The organism is Streptomyces sp. NPDC039480 (assembly GCF_055597165.1).
Window position 1 is genome coordinate 25130 of the sequence record NZ_JBVITX010000015.1, and the last position, 25340, is coordinate 50469.

A 25340-nucleotide genomic window follows, 5' to 3' on the forward strand; every position below is an offset into this window, starting at 1 on the left:
GGGGGATCCCGCGGAAAAGCGCCTACTTGGGCGGCTTGGCTTGTTTTCCCCACACCCGGGTTTGGGGGGGGGGGAACCGAACCGTTGGGGGGGCCCCCCCCCCCCCCCCGCGCAGGGACGCCCCGGCATGACCAGGTACCTGCACAGCAGTCAGCGAGCGGCGCGGGGAGTAGTACTTCTCTGCCCAGCGGAGCCCCTGCTCAGAGGGCGAGGCAGGGGCTCCTGGGTTCGGCTATCGGGCGAGTTGCACCTTGGACGGTACGTTCAGGAAGCGCGTCACCTTCTCGGTCAAGGCGACTTTCTCGCTCCGGTCGATAGCGAGCCGCCAGCGGGTCTTGATGGCGGCACGCTGAAGCCGAGCGGCTCCGGAGTGAGCAGGCCCGCCCTCCGGTCCCGGACTGGATCGTAGAACGAGGCCGGGCGTGGCGGCGCACTCTGGAGTCCTGGCCAGCGCTGCGCCGGGAGTCGTCCATCCGCCGTCCGTACGGGGGGCGACGGGTGGTCGTGCGTGGGCAGATTCTTGGCCTTGCGCACAGCGAGCGCGATGTCCTGGAATTCCTGCGTCGAGCCGGACTGCCGGACGCGGAGAAGCTGCTCGACGCTCCCGCGTAGGTGATGTGGTGGGGCGGGCGCACCATTTACGAAGCGGCGTAGTCCCGCCGTCCGCTAGACAGCGGCTGTGTCGGTTGGCGCTGGCACGTACTCGACCTGCTGGCGGCCGCAGCCCTCGGCGAGCTTTTCCAGCGCGGCGACCTCGCCCTTGTTGGCGGTCAGCTTCCAGCGGAGCTTGGTGGCAGTCCAGTCGGCTGCGTAGGCGCAGCGGGCGTCGGCGAGTGGCGGCAGCCACTGGGCCGGGTCTTGATCGGCTTTGCTGCGGTTGCTCTTTGCGGTGACCGCGACCAGGCTGCGCTCGGCGTCGAGGTCGTTTGCGTAGGCTTCGCGGTGTTTGGGCGTCCACTTCGAGGCACCCGAGTCCCAAGCCTCAGCAAGCGGCACCATATGGTCGATGTCCAGCCCCTTGGGTTCGGTGACGGTCTTTCCGTCGTAGTACGAGTACCAAGTCCCCCCGGTCACCTTGCACTTGCCTTCGATCACTGGCTTCGTGCGGGACTCGGAGATCAATACCTCCGCGCGGGTGGCGCACTTGTCGTGGTCGGCGTCTACCCAGTGCTTGAAGCTGGTGCGCACGTAGCCCTCACGCGCCTCGGTAGCGCGCGGCAGCTTGCCGATGGCCTTGGCGAGGGACAGGCGGTGCGGCTCGGGGGCCGCCGGTGTGGAGTGGGCGGGCGTGGCGGCCAGGGTGGGCAGTGCCAGGAGGGCGACGGCGAGGCCGCGCATCAAGGGGTTGGTCATGCTTCGGTGATAGCCGTGTCAGGCAGGCACGGTAGGGCAAAACATTCGGTGACCACCCGCCTGGGTGGATCAGTCATACCGAGGAAACGTCTCGCCAGTTCCTCGACCCTGTTGTATCCACAGGCACACCTGTTCCTGTGCGCCCTGCCCTACTGTGGCGCCCTCGACGGAGCAAAAGGGGGGCGTCATGCGCAGGGTTGAGCTGACGGACCAGGCCGATGCGGTGATGGAGGCGCTGCCGGACGACGTGCACGAGGAGGTGCTCGCCGTCATCGACGCCGTGGCCGACGCCCCGGACGCACGGGCGAGGCAGGCCGCGGTGTTCGGGGCGTCGAGCTGGGTCACGTTCTCTCTGGCAGGCGAAGTCGTCAGCGTGCTCGATGTGGGCTGGACGGGCTGAGCAAGGCTGACTGCGGTCATGGGACCGAAAGCGCCGCCCCGCTGGCTCGTGGACCGCCAGCACGGATCGCCCGGGGCGCGCGCGACACGGTCCTCCCGCCCCGCAGTGCCGCGAGCTCCTTCTCGGTCACACGGAGGGTACGGTCACGGCCTGGCCGTCGCGTACCTGAAGCTGTCAGGTCTTCGTGTGCACACGACGTTTGAGTCCTGGCGCGACTTGATCAACGACATCAAGTTGTTGCGCCTGGACTCGTTCATCACAAGTACCTCGTAATGCTTCGCATGGTGCAGCGTCTCCACCAAGCCGGACAGGCCGAAGGGTGGCCCGCAAGGGAGTCCCTGACTGCACGCCTGGTGTGGGGCCCGCACACTCCGACCGATCGCGCCGCCGTGCTTGACGAAGTGGTGAAGGGCGTAGGCGCGGGCGTCCTGTCCGTAGAGACGGGCGTACGAATGCTCATGGACGCCGGATACCCCATCGAGGACGCACAGGAGGAGATCAGGCGCATCCAGACCTGGGCCTTCGACGCCGCCGCCCGCCTTGCGGATGCCACTGGAGACAACGCCGCTGTGCGTGCATACCTTGGGCTTCCGGACGTTGACCTTGAAGTCCCGAAAGTGCCGCTGGGGAAGGACCTAGAGACGGAATAGTCCCTGTGGCCACTGCTGGTCTTAGGTGGTGTAGTCGGGATCGGGGAGGGAGTCGAAGTTCGGCAACGGACGCCTTCCCCGCAGGCCAAGCTGCTTGACACCGACCGCTTTCAGCAGGCCGTCCATCTCGTTCAAAGCCGTATCGTGCAGCTCGGGAAGATGAGGCTTCTGACTCAAGAGGCCCAGGACGCCGGAGACGTCCACGATCCCGGCTACGACGTAGTTCTGCTGATACCAGCCCAGCCGCGCGTCCTGCCGTTTTACAGCGTCGTCTACTTCGACGGAGTTCTTGAGCTTCGCCGTAGCCAGCCCGATGTCCTCGGCCATGCGCACCCGCATGTCGCCAACTATCCGCACCATGGCGCTACGAATGGCCTTCTGCCGTTTGGCTGGCTGGCTGAGGGAGCTGTTGACCACTTCCTCGACGAAGTTCTCGATCGTCAGATCCGGGAGGAAGTCCTCGTCGTAGCGTTGCCGAACAGACGCCCGGGAACGATGGTGGATGAGGTGTGAGCGGAACGTGAGCACGGCAATCTGCAAGAGTTCCAGGTCGGCAGCTCGACGTTTCCCGTGCTCTTGCCGCTGCGAGATGAACCCAGCAAAGAATGCACCGAGGGTGACGGTGGTGATCGCAGCGATCGGCGCGATCTTGAGGGCTTGGTCCGACCACGCGATTGCCAACGTGGACTGCCCACTTGTCGCCGCCAGCGCAGCGAAGTCCGTAACGAGCATAGTGGGATTGTCCCGGCCACCCCGAGCGAGGTCCAACGCGAATGCCAAGCCGCTTGTCGGTAGGAGACCCGTTAAGCTGATCAACGGCGTGGGGGCGCTGGAGACCTGTGGATGGTTCACGCATGACGCGCCGCTCACTACCCCGCCCGCTCGTGCCGGCAGGCTTTCGCCGCGACGGACGGCCGATCTACCCGATCCTCGGTGCTTCTCCCGAGGACGGCTCCAACAAGCCCGAGGGCGACGGCGGCGCGGCCGGCGGCACGGTCACGCAGGAGGACCTGTCGCGGCTGCTGGCCCGCGAGAAGACGCAAGGCGTACGCGCGGCTCGCCGAACAGCATCGGCTGACCCATGTCGTCTACCGCAACGGTGCCCGTGTGCCGGTCCGTGCCTGGGCAGAGGCCGCGACGCTGACCAAGTCCGCTGTCGCGTACAACGCCGGGACGCTCAACCGAACCCGACAGGCCGGCGTCCGCCTGGTCGAGGTCTTCGACGGCGCCGACTGCGGCTGGACGTCGCACCAGGACCCCGACAAGGCCACGGGTACCTTGCGTGACCTTGAAGAAGCGGCGGAGTGGCCGATCAGCCACCCGCGGTGTCGTCGAACGTTCGGCCCTAGGCCGGACGTTTCTGAGCTGTAGGCGCTGCTGGTCAGCTCGTCAGCCGGTGAAGCAGCTCAACCGCGGGAGTTCGGCGAAGCTTTCCATTCTCGATCGAGGATGGCGTGTACAACTGAGTCGCGCCACTGGCCCGCCTTCCGCACGTGTTCACGGATTACCCCCTCCTCGACCAGGCCGGCAGCGGACATGGTCTTTGCGGATGCCTCGTTGAGCGGAGACCGAGCACCCCAGACCCGGTGAAGGCCAAGGTCATCGAACGCGAGCGCGAGAAGAAGGCGGACGGTCTCGAGCCCATACCCTGCCCCCCAAACGTCAGGACGAAGGGCGAACCCGAAGGTAGCGGCGAGCTGCTGATGCGGGTCCGTGGCGAGGCGACCGAAACCGATAACTTCGTTGCGATCTCGCTCGACGACAGCGAGGGCGTACTCACTCCGCGGTGTTGCCTTAGCCGAGGCGACTGACCGAGACACGATGGCGCCGACCTGTTCGCGGGTGCGGGGCTCGAAGGACAGGTGTTCCGTGGCCTCGGAACTCCCGTAGATCGTGAACACCGCGTCCGCGTCCTCGATCTTGAATTCTCGGAGGATCAGACGCGGGCTCAAACGCTTGACCGGGTACATGCTCGGGACTCTACCCGCGCAGGTTCAGCGCGGGAGAGCTGGCCGTCGCGCGGGGAATTGCTCGAGTTCTTCGCGGAGTTCGCGGGCTGTGATGGCTGCACTGGTGGGTGTGCGGACGAGGGCTTGGCGGACGCGGAGGGCGGAAACGACGATGCCGTTGTTCCGATGAGTGCCGGGCAGGTCGAGGACGGGACGGATGGCTTCGGCGGCGCCTTCCAGCTCGCCGCTGTTGAGTCGGATGAGGGCGAGGTTGCACTGCGCTCCAGCGAGGTCACCGAAGGCCCAGTTCGGAGCACTTGGGTCGCTGAAACCTTGCACGGCCAGTTCAGCTTGGGCAGAGAGGCCCGCGTCACCGTCACCGAGGAGTGCTCCCGCCTCAACGGTGTAGTAGAGCTGCTTCTCCGAGGCGTAGGTAAGCAGACCACCGAGGGCATCGAGGTCGTCCGGCACGGTGCGTTCGCGTCGTTCGGTGGCTTCGCGGGTGACTGCGGACACGGTCTGTGCGTCGCCCAAGACGGCCGCTGATCGAGCTTGCAGGCCAAGGAGCCACAGCGCGACGGTGCCGTCCAGGGGGGCTGCGGTCGCGGAACCCCGCCTGGCGTAGTGCAGGGCGTCCCCCATCTTCCCCGACCAGTACGCGATGAGGGACTTGAGTCCATCCACCAGAGCCATGAGACCGGGGTGTTCGGCCTCCTTCGCGCAGAAGCCGGCGACACGGGTCATGGTCATCGCTTGATCGGGATCCTCCATGTCGTTGAACCCCTTGGCGACAAGGAAGGAGAGCACGCCTGCGTTGAAGTGAAGGTCGCGGAGCTGTGTTGGTCGAGCCCTGCCGCCCTCCAGGATGCGGAAGGCGTCTTCCTGTGCCGTCAGCAGGTCTTGCCAGATGAGCGAGAGGGGGTCGCGCGGGTATGCGGAGACGAGCCGTGCGACTTCCTCGTTGAGGAAGCCGAGGGTGTCGTCCCCCACCCTGTCGCGGTCCGCTCCGAGAACGAACTCCTTTGCGCGCCGTGCAGCCATCGCACCCGTCCTTTTCATCTCGTTCAGGGCCATGCCGGGTTCGACATGGGGTTCGGTGAGCGGCGTGCTGGCCAATGGGACGAAACCGGGCTCGGTTCCCTCGGGAACCTCGGTCCACAAGTCCTCGATGCTGTATCCCAGCATCTCGACGAGGACGGGCCGGAAGGCTCTCATCGGCTTCCGTCCGTCGTAGAGCCATCCCTGGAAGGTCTTGGGCGCCGGGTTGACGTGCTTCAAGCCGAGCCGCTTCGCGGCTGCCTCGTACGGCGGCAAGAACTCCTCGTGGCTTCGTATTCCACGGGACTCGAGGATGTGCCGGAAGAACAACATGTCGCCTCCCTTCATTAGCTCAGGCCGTCACTCGCATCGACGTTAGAACGCCCTCCTTCCAACTTGCCCTGTGTCACGGCTCTTTAGCGGATCCGGGGACAAGCCGAGGACGAGCCGAGGAACGGCGTCAATCTCCCTTCGGAAGCCGAGGACGAGATGGGGGTAGAGCCGTCGGGCTGCTGTTGCCACGCTCGTGCCAGAACTCGCTGTGAGTGCTTGAGCGAACACGATCGTGGAACCAGGGAGCTCCCCGTGAATGCGCAGAAGCAGACCGCCACTCCGCCACCAACGGTGGCCGCGGAGACTCGCTCCACTGGAAGGGTGGACGTTCCCGTTCGGTGGTCCACCAGGCAACTGAAGCCCGAGGCGTCGCAATGACCACTCCGCTGCCCCAACGCACCTTCACCCCGGATTGGGCTATCCCGGCCGCCGGCGAGCCCGTGTTCCTTCATCGTGACGATGAGTACGTCAGCCGCGAAGAGGTTGCCTCCGACATGGGGGACCTGACTGCCCGTGTTCGAGCCTTGCTGGGCCTCCAGGAGGGACTGCCGTCTGTTGCATTGCCGTTGGGCGGGCGCTTGTTCGACGTTGTGGTCACCGCGAGCGGTGACGCCGCTCGGGCCGTTGTCCGGCTTATGGACGAGGCCCAGCCCGACGGCTGCTGTGGACCGGTGATCGAGGACCCCCTGCGATCGTGGCTGTACTGGCTCGTGCCCCCTGGCTCCAGCACACGGTGGGCACCACATCAGTACGGCACGTGCCTCGGGCAGCCGCATCAGATCGTGATCCCGCCCATCGAGCAGAGGGACCCCCCTGGTGCCTACTGGCTCCGGCCTTTCACGAACGACCGCCTTGTACCGCCAGGACCGCTGCGGGACCTTCTCACCGCCTTCCGGCCCGCGCCTGTGCCGCACGAAGTACTTCTCGCGGCCGAATTGAGAGCATCGTGACTATCTCCCACGAGGCTTCGTCTCGGTCTGACCGTGTGGACTCTGCTCGCATCAAGCAGACGATCACGGAGGCGACCCTCCCCGGGGTGGCAATGCCGCCGCGGGCCATGCTCGCCGTGCGCATCACCGCGCTCATCAGCCACGTGAAGACGCTGCTGCCCGCGGTGCCACGGGAATGCCCCGCGTACGGGCACGCCCAAGGCCTGGTCCTGCCCCGAGCTCGGCCTGGTCCGCAGACCAGTCATTACGAGCTGTGGCAGTACTCCCTCACCCTCGCCCACGCCGTCCAGGACCTGCTCGACGTGGCCCAGCAGGAAGCAGGACCTCATGCCGCCCAGCACTGATCGGCACGCGCCGCAACAGGCCGAAGCCTCCGTCGACGTTGATTACGTCGCGATCTGTCGCGCCGTAGAGCGCGCGCTCGCCACGCCCCCGCCGCCGCGCAAGGACGACATCCTCTTCAGTGGCGAGCCGCTCGGGCCGCCCAGCGCGGTGGGCCAGACGAAGATGCTCCTGGCCGTGCTGCCCACGTTGCTGACCGCCTGCCAGGACGTCGTCGCGTCGTGGGAGCCCGAGCCGAAGCAGATGGTGCTCCACATGATCCGTGACTGTCACGCTCTGATTGAGCGGCGGCCCTTCGCCCCGAATGCCGTGGACGCCCACGACTACCTCCTCCAGCTCGCCCGGGAGACCAGAGCTATCGCAGCCCTCGTCTATAACGGCCGATGAGCCATCGTGCGATCGCCCGTGCCGAGATGGCTCTTACCTTCCTGGCTTGTGCCGAACTCCTGACCGCTTCGTTGACTCGCGGCGGCTGATCTCCCGCTCCACATCCGAGTAGGAGCGGGCGGTGCCCTCCACCTGAGGACTGTGCGTGGGCACCAAGGGGGTCGTGCGCGCCTTCCCCTTGCACCGGTGCGCACGGCTCCTCCTCACCCTCCCAGCCTGGTGAAGGGGGTCACACCTCACCAGGCCGGGCGCACCGTGCGCTCGACGAGATTGGGTCGGGAGCGAGCGCACGGAAGGGCCCCCGGGCCCACCCCGGGTGCCGCCCCCCGTGGCGTCGGCGCGGCACTCGGGGCCAACCCCCTCGAGGAGGGGGTGCCGAACCGGTATGTGTAGAAAGGCAGTTCATGGAATCTCCATTCCTCCCACCCTTCGTCTGCGCTCTCCTTGCGCATGGCGCCACCCCGGGCGAGGTCCCCGCTGTGGCAGGCGCAGACGCCGCGCAGTGGCTGGAGCCGTTGAAGCAGAGCGTCGTCGACCACCTGCGCGGGCCCGCCCTCCGCAACAAGACGGCGTCCTTCCGGAGCGACGGCTTCGTTCACATCCCCCTGCCAAGTGGCCAGGCCGGCACCTCGGCACATCTACGCCTGTGTGACGACGCCCGGCTTCTGCCCTGGCCGATGACCTCCAGTGCCGTCGTGCTGCCGCGTACTGGCAGCATGGTTGTGCTGCACCTGGCGGGCAGCACGATCCTGGAGATGTTCGGACACGGACAAGACGACGGTGCGAGCTTGCCCCAGTACGTGCACACGCTGGGTCCGGGGCACGTGATCGCAGTCCACCCCGGCACGCGGTGCGCTACCCAGAGCCTCGACAGCGTCCAGCTCATCGTGAGCCAAGACCCCGACTTCCCCGGAGGCCGGGTGCCGTTGCCCCTGGAGGACCAAAGTTGGGCCGTCCACAGTGCACGGTGGCAGCTCAGTGTCCCGTCGGCCAGTCCCCTCTCGGCTGCTCTCGCCCGGAGCGAAGCATGACGTCCGCCGTCCCTGATTGGCTGGAGAGCATCACCTTCGGCGCGGACCTGCGCACGGCGCACCTCACCGGCTTCCTTCTGCTGGACCGGCTGGCTGCTGACCGGGCCCTGCTGTCCCAACTGGTGCACCGGATCGAGGTCGATACGGAACGGCTCGCGGCGAGCCGCGTGACACTCCTGCTGGACCGGTTGTCGCTGTATGAGCCGCCGGACCACAGTTTCGAGATCCGGCTGAACATGAACCCCCGCCAGGACAACCAGCTCCTCCCGCACGATCACTGCTACGACTTCGCCGCGCGCATCCTGACCGGGGGCTACACGCACGTGGTGCGGTGCCGCACCGACGGCAACGACGGGGACTTCACCGCTGAGGACCTGCTGCCGGGCGTCGTCACCCTCGAACAGCCCGGCTCCTCCTACACGCTGGGGCACACCGCGGTGCACCAGGCGGTGATGCTGCCCGGCACGGTCAGCCTGTTCGTACGCGGCCCCCGCCGCAAACGCCGCTCGCATGCCGCCGCCGACCTCATGCCGCCGGTGGAGCGGTGGCCCGCGCCGGCTGAGCCCGACGGCGCTCCGAAGGAATCGAGGTCGGCCACGCGCGCCGAGTACCACGCAATGCGCCGCCATCTGATTCAGCAGGGCCTCATCGACTGACCGGCCGCCACACCCTCTGTGGTTTTCGTGCCGCGCTCCGGCACGGAATGCTACGGCGCACCAACCGCACCGCCCCTCAAGGAGCCCAGCATGAACGCCAGCACCGTCCTGATGACCGATCACCCCGCCTGGGCCCAGACCACCGGCGGTACGTGGGCGCGCGCCGTCCGCAGCGGCCGCGCGCTGTGGATGGCCTCCTGGGGGTCGCCCAGGGTGCAGTTGCAGTGCCTCGATGGCGCGGAGGACACCAAACCGGTCATCGCCGTCACCGAACCGGCCCTGCTGCCTGCAGGCGTGCCCGCCGAGCTCCAGGTGGCGCTCGTATCGCTCGGGGCCGCTCAGCGGCTGGCCAATCCGTGGCTGTGGGACGCCCTGACCGCCGCGATCCTGCGGCAGGTCGTACGCGCAGGCCAGGCCCGTCGCCTGTACCGCGCCTGGTGCCGCACGTACGGGGCGACGGTGGACACCGCGCACGGGCCGCTGCACATCGCCCCGGAACCCGAGCGGGTCATCGCCCTGAGCGATGAACAATTCGCCGAGGTCGGGGCCAAGTTCCACCGCAGCGCCCTTCGGGCCGCCGCCGAGCACTACACGCGCCACCACGCCGACTGGGCTCAGCTGCCCACGCCGGAACTGGCGACGGCGCTGACCAGGGTGCCGCGGATCGGCCCGTGGACCGCGGCGGCCGCCGCATCCGACTTCACCGGAGACTTCAGCATCTACCCCCACGACGACTACGCCGTACGGGCCTGGGCGGCTCAGGCCGCCCCCGCCTACGCCTGGCCCGACAAGAAGGACAAGTCCTTCGGGCCGCTGTGGAAGGCCTTCGCCGGGCCCGACCCCAAGAACCTGCACGCGCTGACCCTGCTGACCCTCGCCTTTGGGTCCCACGCGCCATCCCGGTAGCCCCTGCCGCAGGGGTGCCGGCCGCTTCCTCTCCCTTGACCTGGAGGAACCATGCTGGCCACACCCGCACCATCACGTTCGTCGGCCCTCGACCTGATCAGTGGCGCCGACCCGCAGCACCCGCTCGACGCCCTGTTCGTGAACGCGCCGCTGCGCGACTACGACGTCCGCCCGCGCCTGAACGACTACACCCTGCCGGTCCTCGGCATGGCCTACATCGCCACATACGCTCATCAGGTCGGCGGGTTCAACGTGGGGGTCTTGGACGCCGAAGCGCACGGTCTGGGCCTGAAGGAGACCGCACGCATCATCAACCGTGCGCGGCCCCGCTGGGTGGGTATGAACCTGCTCGCCCCCACCTACGAGATGTCGGCCCAGATCGCGGCCGACCTCGATCCGGGCATCGCGCTCATGGCCGGCGGACACCACGCCAAGGCCATGCCGGAGCGGATCTTGGCCGATCCGCGCATGGCCAACCTGCGAGCCCTCGTCTTGGGCGAAGGCGAACTGCGGGTAGCGGCTCTCCTGGAGGACGAGGACCGCCGACGGGAGCTGCCCGGCGTGCTCTGGCGCGACCATCTGCTGGGCACCCGCGCCACCGGCATCCAGCGGGACCCGAAGCTCACCGCGCAGTTGCTGGGCCCGGACATCAACTCCCTGCCTCATGTCAACCGTGCCTTCCTGCCCCAGGACCCCTACCAGGCGGCGCCCACCGAGACCGACCGCCGCCTGGCCGCGAGCCGCGAAACACCGCTCCTGGCCCGCGGCGCACGGCACGGCCACATGGAGGCGAACATCGTCGGCTCCCGCGGCTGCCCCTACAACTGCACCTTCTGCGGCGCCGCCGTCAGCGCCAACCCAGACACGCTGATCCGTGTCCGCGCCCCCGAGAACATCATCGAAGAACTCGACACGCTGCACGCCGAGTACGGCACGACCGCGTTCCGGTTCGTCGACGATCTCTTCCTCGGCGTCGGCCGTGTCATCGAGGAGCAGATGGCGGCGTTCACCCGCCACAGGATCGGTGAGCGGTATGTGTGGGACGCCACCGGCCGCATCAACGTCCTGGACCGGGTCTCCGACCGCCAGCTGGAGCGGCTCGTCGCCAACGGACTGCGCGAGGTCGCGCTCGGCATCGAGTCCGGCAGCGACCGCATCCTCAAGGCGATGGACAAGCGCATCAACGCTGCCATGACCGAACGCGTCGCGCGCCGCCTGGTCGAGCACGGCATCGGCATCAAGGGCTATTTCATCCTCGGCTTCCCCGGCGAGGACCTCGACGACATCCAGGCGACCGTCCGCCACATCCACAACCTCTGGCGCATCGCCGACCGCAACCGCGGCACCATCCGGGCCAGCGTGTTCGAGTTCCGCCCCTATCCAGGCACCCCCGTGTGGGACACCCTCACCGCCGCCGGCCACCACCCGAACAAGCTCCTCGCCTACGGCGACGTCGACCTCACCCAGGACGGCGCCGACGAATCCATGCGCCAGCGCGACGAGTTCAACTTCTCCGTCGGCATCCAGTTCGGCGACGTCCCCCTCACCGCGGTCCGCTCCACGCTGGCCACCCTCACCCGCGAGCAGCACGAGCGCAATCAACCACCCCAGGGGGCCGCGGCATGACACAGCGACCCGGAATGTTCATCACCCTCGACGGCCCTTGCGGCGTCGGGAAGTCGACCACCGTCGAGGCCCTGCGCCGGGAGATTCGCCAGCGGGGCGTCACCGTGCGCCAGACCGTGGAGCCCTCCACCAGCAAGCTCGGCACCTTCACCCGCGAGAACGCCTCCGCCATCCACGGGCACGCCCTGGCCTGCCTGGTCGCAGCGGACCGGTACACGCACATCGAGCACGAGATCAAACCCTCGCTCCACGCCGGTGACACGGTCATCTGCGACCGCTATGTCGCCTCCACGCTCGTGCTGCAGCAGCTCGACGGCGTGCCCGTGGACTTCCTGCTCGACCTGAACGCCGACATCCTGATGCCCGACCTGGCGGTGATCTTGACCGCGCTGCCCGGCCTCATCGCCAACCGGGTAGCCGAACGCGGCGCCCGCCACCGCTTCCACCTCGACCCGACCGCACCGCTACGCGAAGTCGACCTCTACGCCGAAGCAGCCCAGACCCTGATGACCAAGGGCGTCAAGGTACTCCTCCTCGACACCAGCGACGCCACCCCATCGGATGTCGCCCGCCGCATCGCCGACGAAATACCGCCCCCCTCGGTAGCGTCGGCTGACACCTCCAGACCAACAACCCCCCAGGAACCATGAATCCCAACCCGAAGCCGGCCCAGCCCGTCATCGACACGCACGTCATCCTCCGCGACGGCGACAAGATCCTCTTCTCCCTGCGCGGCGGCAACTACGGAACCAATCAGTGGCACATGCCCAGCGGCAAACTCGACACGAACGAAACACTGCGCGCCGGCGCAGCCAGGGAACTCTTCGAAGAGACGGGCGTCACCGTTGCGCCGGAAACACTGCGCCTGGTCCATGTCGTGCACCACAAGCAGAGCGAACCGATGGAACGCATCGGCTTCTTCTTCGAAGCCACACAGTGGGACGGCGAGCCCGTCAACAAGGAACCCCAAAAGTGCCTCGGCCTTGAGTGGTTCAGCGTCCACGAGCTCCCCGACGACATCATCCCGTACCCCGAAGCAGGTCTCCTCGGCTACCTGGCAGAGAGCCCCCTCACCGAGCACGGCTGGAAGCCGAGTGACACGCCGTCCGCATGAACTCCTCCGGCCCGCCTTCGCCGCGGCGCAGCCCTGCGTCGCGGCTGTGCCGCCCGGTCTTCCCTGCGCCCCCGAACCAGAGAAAGGAGCCACCCTGTGGTGACGTCCACCCAGCCCATCCGGATCGCCATACTCGGCACCCACTCCACGGGCAAGACAACGCTCCTCAGGCGCATAGAGATGGAGCTGCGCAGCTACCGCCTAACCGTGGCGCGCACCGGGCAGCTCGGTAAACGCGCCTCCGCGGCCGGCCTGCCGACGATGCAACACCACACGGCCCAGTCCACCGAGTGGATCATCACTCAGGGCATCCTCGACGAGACGACCGCAGCCGCTCAGGGTGCCCAGGTCGTCCTTATCGACCGAGCTACCCACGACGCCATCGCCTACTTTCAGGCCGCGATGGCATTCCGCGCCGAGACCCCGCCCCGTCTCGAACGCGAACGGCTTCTGGCTCTGGCCTCCACACAGCTCCCCAAATACGCCCTACTGCTCGCGACTGTGCTCGACGGGAGCATGCCCGTCGACACCGACCACGACCCTGGCTTCCGGCGTCTCGTCGACCAACACGTGCACCGCCTCCTGGCCAACGACGTCATCCCTCATCACAGGGTGACCAGCGACCCCGACAGCCAAGCCCACGCGGTCGAGGTAGCCGTGCAGCACTGCCTGAAGGAGGAGGTCGTCTGACTTCCGCGCGTTCATGGACACCATCACCGTTGCCGGAAGGGCCGTGTCTCAGCACGGGTTCGCCCCCTTACACCTGACCGGCTCCTGCACCTGAGACGACGACCGCGACACCGCGCTCAGCCAGCTGTGCAGCCCAATGCCCCTGCCCCTCTTTCTTAACTCGAAAGCGCAGCTCAACCGGACATGGCCGACTTACACGACCTGCCGCGGTCGACACTACGGCGGCTCCCCGACAGGTCCCGCTCCCAGATCCTCCCGCTCTACAAGGTGCTGCTGGAGGAGCTGCGCACGAAAAAAATCGTGCCGGGACAGGTGATCACCTACCACGAGCTGACACACCGCTTTAGCGGCCAACTTGAAGTAGTGGCCTGCGTCATGCGGCTTCTTCGGCACGACGGCTTAGTGGAAACCAGGCCCCGCCTGGGCACACGCGTCATCGTCGACGGTGAGACCTGGACGGTCCCTGATCGGGATAAAAACATGCCCCTCGCCGTGTATGTCGAGAAAGTCATGCGCGCCAGACTCGCCGACCGGGTGTATCCGCCGGACACCCGAATACCGACCTTAGGTCTGCTGGCCGAGGAGTTCGGAGTGGGGGTCAAGACCGTCCGCAACGGCCTCATCCCGCTCTTCCAAGAGGGACTTCTGAAGACCTCCAACTACAAGAGGTACGGGACGAAGGTCACGAGACGGGTCGACAGGACGCCGCGCTCCGAACTGCTTCAGCTGGCCAAGCGCCCTTCGAACCCCCGCGGGACGCTTCACCAGGCATGGGGAACAGCGAAGACCCTCGCTGAATGGAGCCGTGACGAGCGGTGCAAGGTGCCCTATCGAACATTAAAATCGCGGGTCCTAGACCACCAGTGGCCACTCGAACACGCACTCACCAGACCGCGCGATGTGTAACCGAGCGCGACCCTTGACGTAACGCAACGCGGCACTGCCGCGTCTTTCTGAGTGACCATAGCCTTGGAGCGGGCCCGGAACCTTCATGGGAGAGTCCTGCACGTGACCGATGAGGCTTCGTCCCGCCCTGCCACCGCAAGCAGGCACCCGAACAGCTGGGTCGTCGCAGCCGAGATCGTCGTCGACGAGGCCGTGGCCCGCGTCGCCGACTTCCGCGGCTCCTTCAAGACCAAGGTCGAGCAGCGTATCAACGCGCTGGACACGTACTGCAGGAACCGCCGGCGTCCTTACCTACGACCGCCTCGTCTCCATGCTCTCGGTGCCCCGCATCCCCGTCTCGTGGCAGTTCGCCCTCGCCCCGGCGGACGCCTGGTCACCACGATCACGGACACCGGCCTGATCGTCACCGCCGACAAGGCCAAGGACGGCGGCGCCAGGGGTCGTGGAACGTCCTGGCGGGCGGCATCCGCATCAAGGACGAGCGCGGCAACCCGGCCTACGCCAACGACCTGAGCGAGCTGAAGAACTTCCTGCCGTTCCAGGTCGAGATCGGCTGCGGTACGAGCGTCGAGGCCGGCGTGCCGCCGCTGCACTTTCTGCACCAGGTGTTCCGGGTCACCGAACGGAGCGACAACGTCATGAAACAGACGCACCCGTTCGTCCTGCGCCCGCGGCAAGACACCCTCGTACGGGAGATGCTGCTCAACGATACGAAGAAGGCGGACGAGCTGGTCGAGATGTTCCGCAAGAGCTTCCTTGCCCAGCCGACGGCCGCGCACCATGCGCTCAAGTCGCTGCACGAGGCAGGACACTTCGTGGGCCCGTGATCCAGCACAACTTCGATCTGCTCGCCGCGCGTGCCGGGCTGCCGGAGCACTTCGTGCGCCGCTACGACCAGAAGAACCCGCCCGTGCCGTTCCACCCCGATGCGAAGTCGCTCGTGGTCATCGGCCTGCACTCCGACCGGCGATCGGTCCAAAAGCGGGCCCATCAGCGCGGCATGCAGGTCTTCTACGTCGACACCGAGAGGTTGGCGAGCGACTCGGCACCTTTGAAGCACATGAGCTCGGCATCAAGACGCTTGGGTACACGGGACCGTTTGGCTTGCTGACCTTGGCTCGCTCGCCGGGTGCCACGCTGTGTCGCACGGAGCTTGTGACGCCGATGCCGGCGCAGAGGGCACCGTGGACCATCGCATCGAGGGCTGCCAGGTCTGTCCGCAGCAGCATCATGCCTTCGACCTCGGAGATCACGCGGCGGAGGTTTGCGGGGATGACCTTGGCGTGCTGCAGCGGATCGAACTGGCCGACCAGTACGAGGGCCTTTGGCTGGTTGATGCGCTGGCACGCGGCGATGAGCTGGCCGACGCGCTCATCGCTGAGCCACGTGACGTCGACAGGTACAGCCACGACCGTGTCGACGCGCTCGATGCGTTGTGCGGCGCGGATCACCGCTTTCAGCGGCTTGGAGGCCCCGGGTGCGATGTACCCCGTGGGCGTCAGAGCGGCGCTTGCCCCTGCTGCTTTTGGGAAGCCGAGCGTGTCATCGAGGGTCGCGAACATCTGGTCTTGCGGCAGGAGGAACGGCTCGTCCTCGGTCGCCGTGTGGGTCGTGTACGGGGCGCTGTCGATCAGCATGGTGCCGGTGAAGCCCGCCTCGGTCCGAAGCTTGAAGGCGCGGGTCTCGGCGTTGTCTCCAGTCATCACTACGCCACCGAGGTCGTTGTCGATTGCGTTGCGCTGGCGCGGGATGAAGCGTGAGTGCTCGTGCAGCAACACGCGCCCCGCCAGGATCGGAGTTGCAGGGACGCTGGCATCGAGTACCCGCAGAGCAGGCGGGCGCTGTCCGAAGGGTGCGGGGTTGCTCAAGAGTTCACCTCACAGGTGGGCCGGAGTCGCAACGGCCCCGGACGAAGAGGAAGCGCACAAGTAGATCTCGTGGAACTCTTCGTGACCCAGGCCTGCCAGTTGAGCTGCATGGGTCGGATCGAGGTGGTGCTGTTGCTCGAGCCGGGTTACGACTTGAGCGATGTAGTGCGGGGTCTCGCGCTGAACAGTGACGGGTTCGACGGTGCGGATGTTCCGAACTCAATGCAGTGCGTGGGCGCCTGACACAGTGAAAGCGCGATGGTGGCTCGTCCCGATGGCGCAGGACAGAGTGGGACCATCAGTCGACGGGTGCTGTGCACCCAGGCGGAGCAGGCATGCTCCGACCGCACTCCTGTGGCCCGTGGCGCCCCGATGAGTGGGAGATCTACAAGCCCCGCATGCGTAAGCCGTGCGAAGTGCTATGAATTGGCCGCAGTGAAGCGGGAGTCTGATCTCCCGACAAGATCACGGGGCGGAGGGGTGGCGTGGCATTTAAGCGAGGGCAGTCGGACTCGGTCGGTGTTCCGAGCGATCCGGAGCAGCTGTACCGGCTGCTGGCACGGGGGAACCGTGGACCGGCGTCTGTCTGGGGGCACCAGTCGAAGGTCATGGAGCACTGGCACAAGGAGTTCCGCGACAAGAGCGACGTCGCGCTTGAGCTACCGACCGGCGCGGGCAAGACCCTTGTCGGCGGTCTGATCTCCGAGTACCTGCGACGGGCGGAAGGGCGGCGAGTTGCATACCTGTGTCCCACACGGCAGCTGGCTGTACAGACGGCGCGGAAGCTGGACGACTACGGTATCCCGTCGTCGCTTCTGATCGGCCAGTCGAAGGACTGGGACCAAGTCGACCTCACGCGCTTTCAGGCCGGGGGCTCGATCGCCGTTAGCACTTACAGCCACGTCTTCAACTCGCGGCCGAGGATCGATGCCGCCGACGTATTGATCCTTGACGATGCCCATGCGGCCGAGGGCTACGTTGCCAAGCCGTGGAGCCTGCGGATCAGCCGACGCTCCCACGCGAGCGCGTACAAGGACGTGCTTGCAGCTCTGAGCTCCGCCCTGGACCCTCTCCTGCTACCGCACCTGCGGTCCGAGAATCCCGGGGACCACTACCGAGCGGGGATCTACCTGGCCTCTCCCGTGGCCGTGGCTGCCCAGGCTAACCACGTGGAATCAGTCATCCGGGATGCTGTTGCTCACCGCAAGGTCAGCGACGACGCCACGTACGCCTGGAGGTTTCTCGAGACTCACGTGGCTGACTGCATGGCGTACGTGTCGTACCGCGAGATCCTCATCCGCCCACTCATCGCCCCTACGTTCCAGCACGAGGCATTCAACAGTCCAAAGCGGCGCATCTATATGAGCGCCACGTTGGGGGCGGGCGGAGAGCTCGAGCGCGCATTTGGGCGGCCTGGGATCCATCGCATTCCGGTGCCTGCAGGCTGGGACAAGGAAGGCACCGGGCGGAGGTTCTTCGTCTTCCCGGAGATCGCCCGGGACCTGGCCTCGGATCCGGAGGCAGTCGCGCCGTTCGTTCGGCGAGTCATCAAACAGGCGGGACGCGCCGTCGTACTGACCCCTGAGACCCGAGTGGCTGGCAAGTTCTGCGAGCAGTACCTGCCGGAGAACTACCGCACCGTCACCGCGCAGCAGGTCGAGGACGACCTCGGCGCCTTCACCTCGCAAGCTGCGGCCGCGCTGGTTCTGACGAACCGCTACGACGGAGTAGACCTCCCGGATGACGACTGCCGACTGGTGGTGTTCAATGGCCTGCCGGCCAAGGGCGACCTTCAGGAGCGCTTCCTCCATGAGTCTGTCGGCGCCGATGAAGTGCTCCGCGAACGCATCCGTGCGCGCATCCAGCAAGGTGCTGGCCGGGCGACACGAAACCTTCGCGATCACGCTGCAGTTCTCGTTCTCGGCCGCAGCCTCACGTCTTATCTAGCCCGCCAGGACATCCAGGCATCGATGCACCCCGAAATCCATGCTGAGCTGGAGGTCGGAGTCGATGCATCACTCGGCCAGTCCTCGGACGACGTGTGGAGCAACCTGGCGATCTTTAACGATCAGGGACCTGATTGGCAGGGGGTCGAAGAGGACATCGTCCGAAACCGAGAAACCTATGACCGGCAGGACGGGCCAGGTGCCGCAGCGCTCCAGAAAGCAGTCCGTAGCGAGGTCGCGGCTGCTAACGCACTCTGGTCCAAAGACCACCAGTTCGCGCTCGCCGCGATCAAGAGCGTGACTGACCAGCTGCGCAACGCTCAGACGCCGAAGCGGTACAGCTCGCTGTGGAGCTACCTAGGTTTCTGCGTGGCCCACCGTCTGGCTGAGACCACCGAGGAGACGCAGTTCCAGCAGACTGCAGCCAGCTACTTCAGAGAAGCGCGGCGGAACAGCATCGGCGCAACGTGGTTCGACCGCGTCGCGCCAGTCGCCGCCCCTCTCGCGGCTGCGGTGGAAGGACTCGATCCGACGGACAAAGCAGCCATGAACACCATCCTGGCTGCGAAAGACCTGTGGCTTCCTGAAGCCTTCCAAGCGGCACTATCGAGCAGAGCGGGACTCCAGCAGACTGAGCCGGACCCGTACGAGGACGGCCTGGTCTACCTTGGGCGCCTTGCTGGCGCCAGTAAGAGCTATGGAGATCCTCGCGACGGCAGTGCCGCCAAGCCGGATGCCGTGTGGGTCTTTGACAGTGCCCGGTGGGTCATCTGGGAAGCGAAGAACCAAGCAATGGAAACCGGCGAGATCGGTGCCGACCAGGCTCGGCAAGCTGGCGGCCACCGACGAACCACGGAGAAGAGAGAAGGCGCCGTGGCGCCAGGAGACTCCATCTGCGTCCTAGCCTCCCCCAAGAAGAAGGTGCACGACGGCGCGTACAACGTGGCCGAAGAGAACCTCTACTGGGTACGGCCGCCTCAAGTTCTTGCGCTGTTCGACACGCTCACGCGTGCCTGGCAGGATGCGCGGGCCCGTGGCCTGGGCATGACGAGTGCCACCGAACTAGCGGCGGTGTTCCGGGAGCACCAAGCGCTGCCCTCTCAGTGGCTCCTCACGCTCCGACAGCATCCTCTGTGGCGTACGCCGGAAGACTAGCCACGACACATACCGCGATTTGGCATCGTTCGGTGCCGCATCAGGCCTTGCTCACGGCAGCGACGCGGGCTGGTGCTACACCGGGCGACAGCCGCGGCCGTCCGCCCGCGCTCTCCCGACCGTCAAGGCCATTGCAGCGCGGCAATCGGAAGCCCTTGAGTTTTGCCTCTGACTGAGCCTTTCAGTGTTGCCTCTCCAGAGTGAGGACAGCTTTGATGATGACGGTCATGGGTTGGGGCTGATGCGTGATCTGCGGAAGATCCGCCAGGACTCAGCCGTGCCATGCCGCGTTCGACCGGTGCCCTCGCCGCGGCCAGGGCCAGGTTGACGGTGCGCTTGGGTGCGGTCGCATTCGGCGAGGGTCCCGTCCAGCAGGACGAACTCCGGATCACACTCGCGCATGAGTCATGAGCAGGCCAGGGGCCCGTTCGGCGAGCAGGCCTGTCACGATGGTGACATACGCGTGGGCAGTGCCGACGAATATCCCGAAGCCGGACGCAATCCGGGTGAGGGTTTCGTGGGGGCGTAGGTACACCAGAGCGACGAGCGCCCGCTGGTGCGGCGGGATTTTGCACCGGCGGTCACCCTTACGTGTGAACCTCCAGGGGTCGCCGTCCTCGGCGCGAAGCCACTCAGCGCACAAGCCGGCGATCTGCCAGCCGAGCGTGCGCTTCGGAAGCGTCCACCGCCCGGCGAAATCGGTTGCCCATGTCGGTCCGACGAAGTCGGGCTCCAGGGCCTCGATCTCCTCGGTGATCAGGTTGAGAGAGGAACCACCTCCCTGACAGGTCAGGCGACATGTCAGTTCCCGTCGCTAATCTCCAAGGTATGGGCAGCAGTTGGATTGACGCCATCGAATTCGGGGACATGGTCGAAGATGAGATCTGCGACCACTGCATAGGCGGCTACGACCCGCGCGAGAGGGGCCGCGTGAAGGGCCACTGCCGCGAGTGCAGCGCGGCCATCCGGCAAGGCAGGCCGTACAACCTGTCGATCCCTCGGATGAACGCGATCCTCCGAGCCCAGGACGACGCCTGCCCTATATGCGGCGAGCTCGCTGGGGACTACGGGATGGAGGGCCGATCCTTCTGGCAGATCGACCACGATCACGCCTGCTGCAATCGCAACGGATCATGCGGCCGATGCGTGCGCGGGATGCTCTGCCAGCCGTGCAACCTGCGCGTGGCCTGGTATGAACGCCTGCCGCGGGACATCCGCGACTGGCCGCGGATGAACAACTATCTCGACGACCCGCCGGCCAAGCGCCCCGAAGCCAGAGTCAGCACGGTCGGCGACTTGCGCGGCATCCGCGCTCGGGATGGCTCGTTCGCTGGCTGGAGAAGCTCGGAGCCCCTTTAAGGCTTACCTCGCTGGACGTGTTTGTGGGAGTAGTCGGCCCGGCCGTCGCCGACCCGGTCGCACTCGGCGAGGGTGCCGTCAAGCAGGATGAAGTCGGGATTGCGCTCGCGCGGCGTCGTGAGCAGACCCGATGCTCGTTCGGCGAGCAGGTCGACGACCGCGCGAGTGTAGGCATGGGTGGTGGACTCGCTGATCCCGAACCCGGCGGCGATCTTCGCCAGAGTGGTGTGCTCTCGTAGGTAGATCAGTACCACGGGTGACAACCAGCATGTGACCCACTCCACCAGCGCAAGCGGTAGGTCAAGTGCGGCAGGATGGATGACCAACAAGGCCCCCGAGCAACGTGATTGAGACGTCAGACATCTCGATCAACAGCTCGGGGGCCTCGTTCGTTGCGCTTCACTGCCCATCACCGATCGGTGGCCAACTCGAAGAAGCTCACTGATCAGCGCTTCGGGGCGGCCGGACTGGGCGGCGGGCTTTCCTTACCTGCTTCGTCGGCCGTCCCCATAAAGAAACCTGCGTATCGACCCCAGTCGCGTCGCATGTCTTCAGCTCTGCTCCTCTGTTTGACAGACGGAATTTCATCCTCCATGCGCACCCAGGAGAGGAGTAGTAGCCACAGCATTCGAGCCGTCTCCTCATCCCGGTCCATGGCTTCCGCGATGGATCCCCCCATGGGGTGCGCGACGTTCAGCCTTACGACGAGCCTGCCAGCGATGTGCTCAGAGGTGAAAATGTCGGGGCCAGGCCAGGCTGCCTGTATGAACACGGCCGCGAATTCCTGCTCCGCGAAGCGACCGTCGTCCGAGGAGTCCCTCGGTGTCGCTGTCGGTGGGTACGATGCGTCTCCAGCGTGAATGTATGGAGCCGTTGGTGGCGTACTGAACTTTGACTTCTCATGTTTCGGAGGCGCGGGGCTCTCGGCATCTGTACTATCCGAGCGATCGGGCCGGCGTTGGTTTTTCGACTCGCCCTCAGAGGCAGTATCGCCAAGGTGCGCGTCCACCCATAGCGAGCGAAACCTGTCAAGCTCAGGGCCGATGGATTCGACTCGGCCAAGAATCAGAAGAGCAGCTACGAGTGCCTGTAGTTTTACCCAGACTGGAAAATTCTTGCCATTCAGGATATTTGCGACCGCCTGGTGCGAAATGACATCTGCGGCAAACGATGCCTCTGCGGCTGCCGCGCTGATCTTTCGAGTCCCCGGGCATCCCGCCATTTGATATGCCTCATGAACCGCTTGGAGCAGGCTGCGATGTTTACCGGGTGGCAGTACCGAATCCGTTGGCATCGAGATTCTCCTGCGTCGTCCTCCGCTCAATTTCCCCCCCTTACTTGTCGTGAGTCGTATCACGATCCCAAAAGTTTCTCCGCTACTGCTTGAGCCACCCCTCCTGCGATGGCCGAGGCCACAACGATGGCAGCTGTGACGGAGGCTGAGCACCCCTTCCGCTCCTGGGAAGTGATTTCTGGCTCGTGGTCCTGATCACCGTCCATGTATTCATCCTCGATGGCGCCTTCCGCCCGATGAACGACAGTGGACGCAAGTTGACAGAACTTTACAAGCGCTCAACTCGGTCCTCACCGGGTGCTGCCAGGAGGTCGTGGAGGTGTTGCGCTGCCGTTTGGATCTGCTCGTCAGAGCCGCCCTCGGCCAGTTGGGCCAAGATGTCGGCGAAGATCTCGGTCCGAAGCCGCACGGCCTCCTTTGAGTTGTCGAGGACCGCGCGGTGGAGGACTTCCCAGAGTTCGCTCCTCACCGTGACCGGGTCAGAGGTGTGGCTAAGCCCCTCGCGGAGCACCTTCTGGACGATCTGTTCCTCGAGGATCCGCGTTGCGGCCACGTAGTCGTATCCGTGCGGCTGGCCCTCAAGTGGCGCGAGGGGGTAGTCCGGCAGGTATCCCAGGGTGCGAGCCCGCGCGAGCCAACGGCTGGCGGTGATCCCGCTGACTCCCCACGTGTCCTGGATGACTTGCCGAGGACCCCGACCCGTCAATTCCGCGTCGACGGCGAACCACGCGACCTGGACGAAGTGTCCCGCGGGCCAGGATCGACCGACCTTCACCGACTGAATGCGGGCTTGGGCGTAGAGGTCGCCGACCTTGTTGTTCCACTTGGTCCGTAGAGCGCTCTTGACCCTCCCCAGGATGGTGCCTGTCGGCGCGCGACGGACGGTCTCCCGGGTGATCGCCTCAGGCTTCTCTGGGTCTCGGGGCAAGATCGACAGCCTAGTGATGGCCGGCTTCCCGGCCACCATCCGTCCTTCGACGGAGTAGACCCAGGGGCCTGGGATGTCGGAGTAGGTGACATCGACAGCCTCTGAGCCATTGGCGAAGGCGTAAACCCATCCCCAGGTTCCGTCCCCGGCGATGGACATCGCTTCAGTGGGCTCGTCGTCCACGATAGTGATAACCCCCCCTCCGTGTTGTCGCCGTCAAAGCCTAGTGATGGGCGGCCGCAGCCGGAAGGCTTGGAGGCGTAAGGGCACCTCCTGAACAGGCAGTTCAGGGGTCGCGCCGATGGCGTTCTGGGGAAAGGACAGCAGCGTGAGTGCAGGGGAAAACGGCTCCGACAGCGAAGGGCTGCCGCTGCGGTGGGTGGTCATCCTGCTGGCGAGCTTGATCGGCGGGACGGCGGTCGGCCGCGCGGAGGGGCTGGGGGCCGGCTTGACGGTCGCGATTGCGCTGGCGGGGTTCCTTCACCTGGCCATGCGCTCGTAGACCATCCGCGCCAGCTGCAGTCGGCCGCCCAGCACCGTGGGTCCTATGACGAATTCAAAAGGCCCGCGATGCTGGAAGAAGCAGATGACACGGTCCTGTCAGTCCCGGTTTCGGGATCAGGAGCGGCCGAGGGTGCGGGCGATCCAGCCGGGCGGCGCGCCACTGGTTGGTGTTGAGGGTGCCGCGGCCGTCGATGACCTTGGGATTGGTGGTGCGGGCGGCGAGGCGCTTTGGGTCGATGTGGGAGTACTGCGGCCATTCGGTCAGGTGCAGCAGCAGGTCGGCGTCCTCGACGGCGGCGATCGGGTCGAGCTCGGGGTGGACCTTGCGGGCGTTATCGAGGGCCTTGGGGTCGGTGACGGTGACGGTGGCGCCGAGTTCCTGGAGCTTGTGGGCGACGGCCAGGGCGGGCGAGTCGCGGATGTCGTCGGTGTCGGGCTTGAAGGCGGCGCCCCAGATGGTGATCCGCTTGCCCATGAGAGTGCCGTCGAGCTGCTGGCGGGCGAGGTCGACTATACGCTCGCGGCGCCGGTTGTTGATCATGTCGACCTCGCGGAGGATCGCCGCGGCCTGGTCGACGCCGAGTTCGCCGGCGCGGGCCATGAAGCCGCGGAGGTCCTTGGGCAGGCAGCCGCCGCCGAAGCCGAGACCGGGCCGCATCCCGCGGGGGCCGACGCGGACGTCGTGGCCGAGGATGTCGGCGAGCGTGGTGACGTCGGCGCCGGAGGCTTCGCAGACCTCGGCGATGGCGTTGATGAAGGAGATCTTCGTGGCGAGGAAGGCGTTCGCGGACGCCTTGGCGAGCTCGGCCGTCGCCCAGTCGGTGACGATCGTCGGTGTTCCCGACTCAATGATCTTCTCGAAGCACTGGCGGAGTATGGCTTCGGCCCAGGAGTGCTCGGACTCGAAGCCGAGGACGAGCCGGTCAGGGCGGAGGGTGTCCTCGATGGCGAACGACTCGCGCAGGAACTCCGGGTTCTAGGCGAGCTCGATGGCGTCGCCAGCCGGTGCGAACTCGTGCAGCAGGTCGCGGACGCGGGGCGCGGTGCCGACAGGGACGGTGGACTTCACCGCGACGACGGCCGGGGTCTTCAGGCGGGGTGCGAGCTGGTGGACGGCGGAGAACAGGTGGGAGAGGTCGTAGGCGTTCTCGCCGGGTTGCTGCGGGGTGCCGACCCCGATGAAGTGCAGGTCGCCGAAGGCGGCGGCCTCTGCGTAGGAGGCGGTGAACCGCAGCGTGCCGCTGCCGTTGTGCTTGGCGATGAGGTCGTCGAGATCGCGTTCGTGGATCGGGGCCTTGCCGGAGTTGAGGACGGCGACCTTGTCCATGTCGGAGTCCATGCCGAGGACTTCGTGACCGAGCTCGGCCATGCAGGCCGCGTGGGTGGCGCCTAGGTAGCCGCAGCCGATGACGGTGAGCTTCATGAGCGAGTGTCCTTCCAGATGGTGCGGTGGGGGCCGCCGCAGGCGGCCCCCACCCGTTACCGGGGAAGGCGCCGCTTGGTCGGACGGCCGGTCAGGTAGCGGTTGATGCCGTCCCGGATGAAGAATGGGATCTTGAGGTCGTCCAGGAACTCGGGCGCGAAGAACTGGAGCTTGACGCCCTCGGCCAGCGGGAGCTGGGTCTCGTCGCCGTCCCAGTGGGCGGAGAAGAAGGTGATCAGCTGCCCGGATCCGTGCTCGTCGCGGATCTCACAGCGCTTGATCAGACTGTCGACCTCGTCGCCGAGTCCGGCTTCTTCGTCCAGCTCGCGGCAGATCGCGTCGACGTCGTCCTCGCCGGGGTCGCAGCCGCCTCCCAGGAGGCTCCAGTAGCCGGGCCAGGCGATGCCGTCGATGTCATCACGGAGGTGGAGGAGGAGTTCGCCACGGCTGTTGACGATGATCGCGACGGCGCCTCGGGCGGTGGGCGGGCTGGCGGTGGTGTCCTGGTGCATCCGGACACCGTAGTGATGTG

The 25340-nt window shown here is 66.3% G+C and carries 26 protein-coding genes and 3 pseudogenes; 20 read left to right on the top strand and 9 right to left on the bottom strand.

The features are described from left to right. Positions 1-666 precede the first annotated feature (666 nt). The gene (locus ACZ56E_RS35500; protein ID WP_471220729.1) at positions 667-1353 is read right to left on the bottom strand and encodes an HNH endonuclease family protein; all 687 of its coding nucleotides are present in this window, start codon (positions 1351-1353) and stop codon (positions 667-669) included. Between the two features lie 187 nt (positions 1354-1540). Here ACZ56E_RS35500 and ACZ56E_RS35505 point away from each other — a divergent pair, with 187 nt between their 5' ends. Continuing rightward, complete coding sequence (locus ACZ56E_RS35505; RefSeq protein ID WP_471220731.1) at positions 1541-1753, top strand: hypothetical protein; 213 nt, start codon at positions 1541-1543, stop codon at positions 1751-1753. A gap of 389 nt (positions 1754-2142) precedes the next feature. After that, positions 2143-2403, top strand: coding sequence for a hypothetical protein (locus tag ACZ56E_RS35510; RefSeq protein WP_471220733.1), 261 nt, complete (start codon positions 2143-2145; stop codon positions 2401-2403). A gap of 21 nt (positions 2404-2424) precedes the next feature. Here ACZ56E_RS35510 and ACZ56E_RS35515 read toward each other — a convergent pair whose 3' ends face one another. The 3 genes from ACZ56E_RS35515 to ACZ56E_RS35525 all read right to left on the bottom strand — a co-directional run bounded on the left by ACZ56E_RS35515 (position 2425) and on the right by ACZ56E_RS35525 (position 5723). After that, a complete protein-coding gene (locus ACZ56E_RS35515; protein ID WP_471220735.1) occupies positions 2425-3135 on the bottom strand; it encodes a hypothetical protein in 711 nt (236 codons plus the stop codon). Positions 3136-3809: 674 nt separating this feature from the next. After that, complete coding sequence (locus ACZ56E_RS35520) at positions 3810-4373, bottom strand: GNAT family N-acetyltransferase (protein ID WP_468317861.1); 564 nt, start codon at positions 4371-4373, stop codon at positions 3810-3812. A gap of 24 nt (positions 4374-4397) precedes the next feature. Continuing rightward, a complete protein-coding gene (locus tag ACZ56E_RS35525) occupies positions 4398-5723 on the bottom strand; it encodes a hypothetical protein (RefSeq protein WP_471220737.1) in 1326 nt (441 codons plus the stop codon). A gap of 1036 nt (positions 5724-6759) precedes the next feature. On the opposite strand from ACZ56E_RS35525, the gene ACZ56E_RS35530 reads away from it, so the two are divergent. From ACZ56E_RS35530 to ACZ56E_RS35605, 16 genes are all read left to right on the top strand, one after another. Then, positions 6760-7017: a hypothetical protein gene (locus ACZ56E_RS35530; RefSeq protein ID WP_471220739.1), complete on the top strand. Its 258-nt coding sequence runs from the start codon at positions 6760-6762 to the stop codon at positions 7015-7017. After that, positions 7001-7402 carry a hypothetical protein gene (locus ACZ56E_RS35535; protein WP_471220741.1) on the top strand — a complete coding sequence of 134 codons (402 nt, stop codon included), beginning with the start codon at positions 7001-7003 and terminating at the stop codon, positions 7400-7402. The genes ACZ56E_RS35530 and ACZ56E_RS35535 overlap by 17 nt, the downstream gene beginning before the upstream one ends. Positions 7403-7881: 479 nt before the next feature. Next, the gene (locus tag ACZ56E_RS35540) at positions 7882-8433 is read left to right on the top strand and encodes a hypothetical protein (RefSeq protein WP_471220743.1); all 552 of its coding nucleotides are present in this window, start codon (positions 7882-7884) and stop codon (positions 8431-8433) included. Beyond that, positions 8430-9089, top strand: a complete 660-nt coding sequence (locus ACZ56E_RS35545; RefSeq protein ID WP_471220745.1) for a hypothetical protein — start codon at positions 8430-8432, stop codon at positions 9087-9089. Before ACZ56E_RS35540 ends, ACZ56E_RS35545 begins: the two co-directional genes overlap by 4 nt. A 90-nt stretch (positions 9090-9179) precedes the next feature. Continuing rightward, on the top strand, positions 9180-9995 hold the full coding sequence (locus ACZ56E_RS35550) for a DNA glycosylase family protein (protein WP_471220746.1): 816 nt from the start codon (positions 9180-9182) through the stop codon (positions 9993-9995). A gap of 51 nt (positions 9996-10046) precedes the next feature. Next, positions 10047-11621, top strand: coding sequence for a B12-binding domain-containing radical SAM protein (locus tag ACZ56E_RS35555; RefSeq protein WP_471220748.1), 1575 nt, complete (start codon positions 10047-10049; stop codon positions 11619-11621). Further along, positions 11618-12271: a dTMP kinase gene (gene tmk, locus ACZ56E_RS35560; protein ID WP_471220750.1), complete on the top strand. Its 654-nt coding sequence runs from the start codon at positions 11618-11620 to the stop codon at positions 12269-12271. The genes ACZ56E_RS35555 and tmk overlap by 4 nt, the downstream gene beginning before the upstream one ends. Further along, a complete protein-coding gene (locus tag ACZ56E_RS35565) occupies positions 12268-12735 on the top strand; it encodes an NUDIX hydrolase (RefSeq protein WP_471220752.1) in 468 nt (155 codons plus the stop codon). Before tmk ends, ACZ56E_RS35565 begins: the two co-directional genes overlap by 4 nt. A 99-nt stretch (positions 12736-12834) precedes the next feature. Beyond that, on the top strand, positions 12835-13425 hold the full coding sequence (locus ACZ56E_RS35570) for an AAA family ATPase (RefSeq protein WP_471220754.1): 591 nt from the start codon (positions 12835-12837) through the stop codon (positions 13423-13425). A gap of 267 nt (positions 13426-13692) precedes the next feature. Next, the gene (locus tag ACZ56E_RS35575) at positions 13693-14331 is read left to right on the top strand and encodes a GntR family transcriptional regulator (RefSeq protein WP_471220756.1); all 639 of its coding nucleotides are present in this window, start codon (positions 13693-13695) and stop codon (positions 14329-14331) included. A 102-nt stretch (positions 14332-14433) separates the two neighbouring features. Next, the gene (locus ACZ56E_RS35580; RefSeq protein WP_471220758.1) at positions 14434-14844 is read left to right on the top strand and encodes a hypothetical protein; all 411 of its coding nucleotides are present in this window, start codon (positions 14434-14436) and stop codon (positions 14842-14844) included. Between the two features lie 125 nt (positions 14845-14969). Further along, positions 14970-15158, top strand: a complete 189-nt coding sequence (locus ACZ56E_RS35585) for a hypothetical protein (RefSeq protein ID WP_471220760.1) — start codon at positions 14970-14972, stop codon at positions 15156-15158. Then, positions 15155-15442 carry a hypothetical protein gene (locus tag ACZ56E_RS35590; protein ID WP_471220762.1) on the top strand — a complete coding sequence of 96 codons (288 nt, stop codon included), beginning with the start codon at positions 15155-15157 and terminating at the stop codon, positions 15440-15442. The genes ACZ56E_RS35585 and ACZ56E_RS35590 overlap by 4 nt, the downstream gene beginning before the upstream one ends. A 73-nt stretch (positions 15443-15515) precedes the next feature. Beyond that, positions 15516-16091 (top strand): hypothetical protein, encoded by a 576-nt coding sequence (locus tag ACZ56E_RS35595; protein WP_471220764.1) that lies wholly within the window; start codon positions 15516-15518, stop codon positions 16089-16091. Between the two features lie 177 nt (positions 16092-16268). Beyond that, positions 16269-16442 (top strand): hypothetical protein, encoded by a 174-nt coding sequence (locus ACZ56E_RS35600; protein ID WP_471220766.1) that lies wholly within the window; start codon positions 16269-16271, stop codon positions 16440-16442. Positions 16443-16684: 242 nt separating this feature from the next. Further along, positions 16685-19300, top strand: a complete 2616-nt coding sequence (locus ACZ56E_RS35605) for a DEAD/DEAH box helicase (protein ID WP_471220768.1) — start codon at positions 16685-16687, stop codon at positions 19298-19300. Between the two features lie 181 nt (positions 19301-19481). Here the strand turns inward: ACZ56E_RS35605 and ACZ56E_RS35610 are convergent. Beyond that, positions 19482-19895: pseudogene (locus ACZ56E_RS35610) on the bottom strand (helix-turn-helix domain-containing protein); the annotation flags it as partial. Positions 19896-20128: 233 nt separating this feature from the next. Between ACZ56E_RS35610 and ACZ56E_RS35615 the strand changes: the two are divergent. Next, positions 20129-20659: an endonuclease domain-containing protein gene (locus tag ACZ56E_RS35615; RefSeq protein ID WP_471220769.1), complete on the top strand. Its 531-nt coding sequence runs from the start codon at positions 20129-20131 to the stop codon at positions 20657-20659. A gap of 5 nt (positions 20660-20664) precedes the next feature. Here the strand turns inward: ACZ56E_RS35615 and ACZ56E_RS35620 are convergent. Both ACZ56E_RS35620 and ACZ56E_RS35625 read right to left on the bottom strand, forming a co-directional pair. Next, positions 20665-20985 (bottom strand): annotated as a pseudogene (locus ACZ56E_RS35620) (helix-turn-helix domain-containing protein); the annotation flags it as partial. Between the two features lie 1236 nt (positions 20986-22221). Then, positions 22222-23064, bottom strand: coding sequence for a hypothetical protein (locus ACZ56E_RS35625; protein WP_471220771.1), 843 nt, complete (start codon positions 23062-23064; stop codon positions 22222-22224). Between the two features lie 118 nt (positions 23065-23182). On the opposite strand from ACZ56E_RS35625, the gene ACZ56E_RS35630 reads away from it, so the two are divergent. Next, the gene (locus ACZ56E_RS35630) at positions 23183-23383 is read left to right on the top strand and encodes a hypothetical protein (RefSeq protein ID WP_471220773.1); all 201 of its coding nucleotides are present in this window, start codon (positions 23183-23185) and stop codon (positions 23381-23383) included. Between the two features lie 116 nt (positions 23384-23499). Here the strand turns inward: ACZ56E_RS35630 and ACZ56E_RS35635 are convergent. Further along, positions 23500-24808 (bottom strand): annotated as a pseudogene (locus tag ACZ56E_RS35635) (UDP-glucose dehydrogenase family protein). 56 nt (positions 24809-24864) lie between these two features. Beyond that, positions 24865-25320, bottom strand: coding sequence for an NUDIX domain-containing protein (locus ACZ56E_RS35640; RefSeq protein WP_471220775.1), 456 nt, complete (start codon positions 25318-25320; stop codon positions 24865-24867). Positions 25321-25340 lie beyond the last annotated feature (20 nt).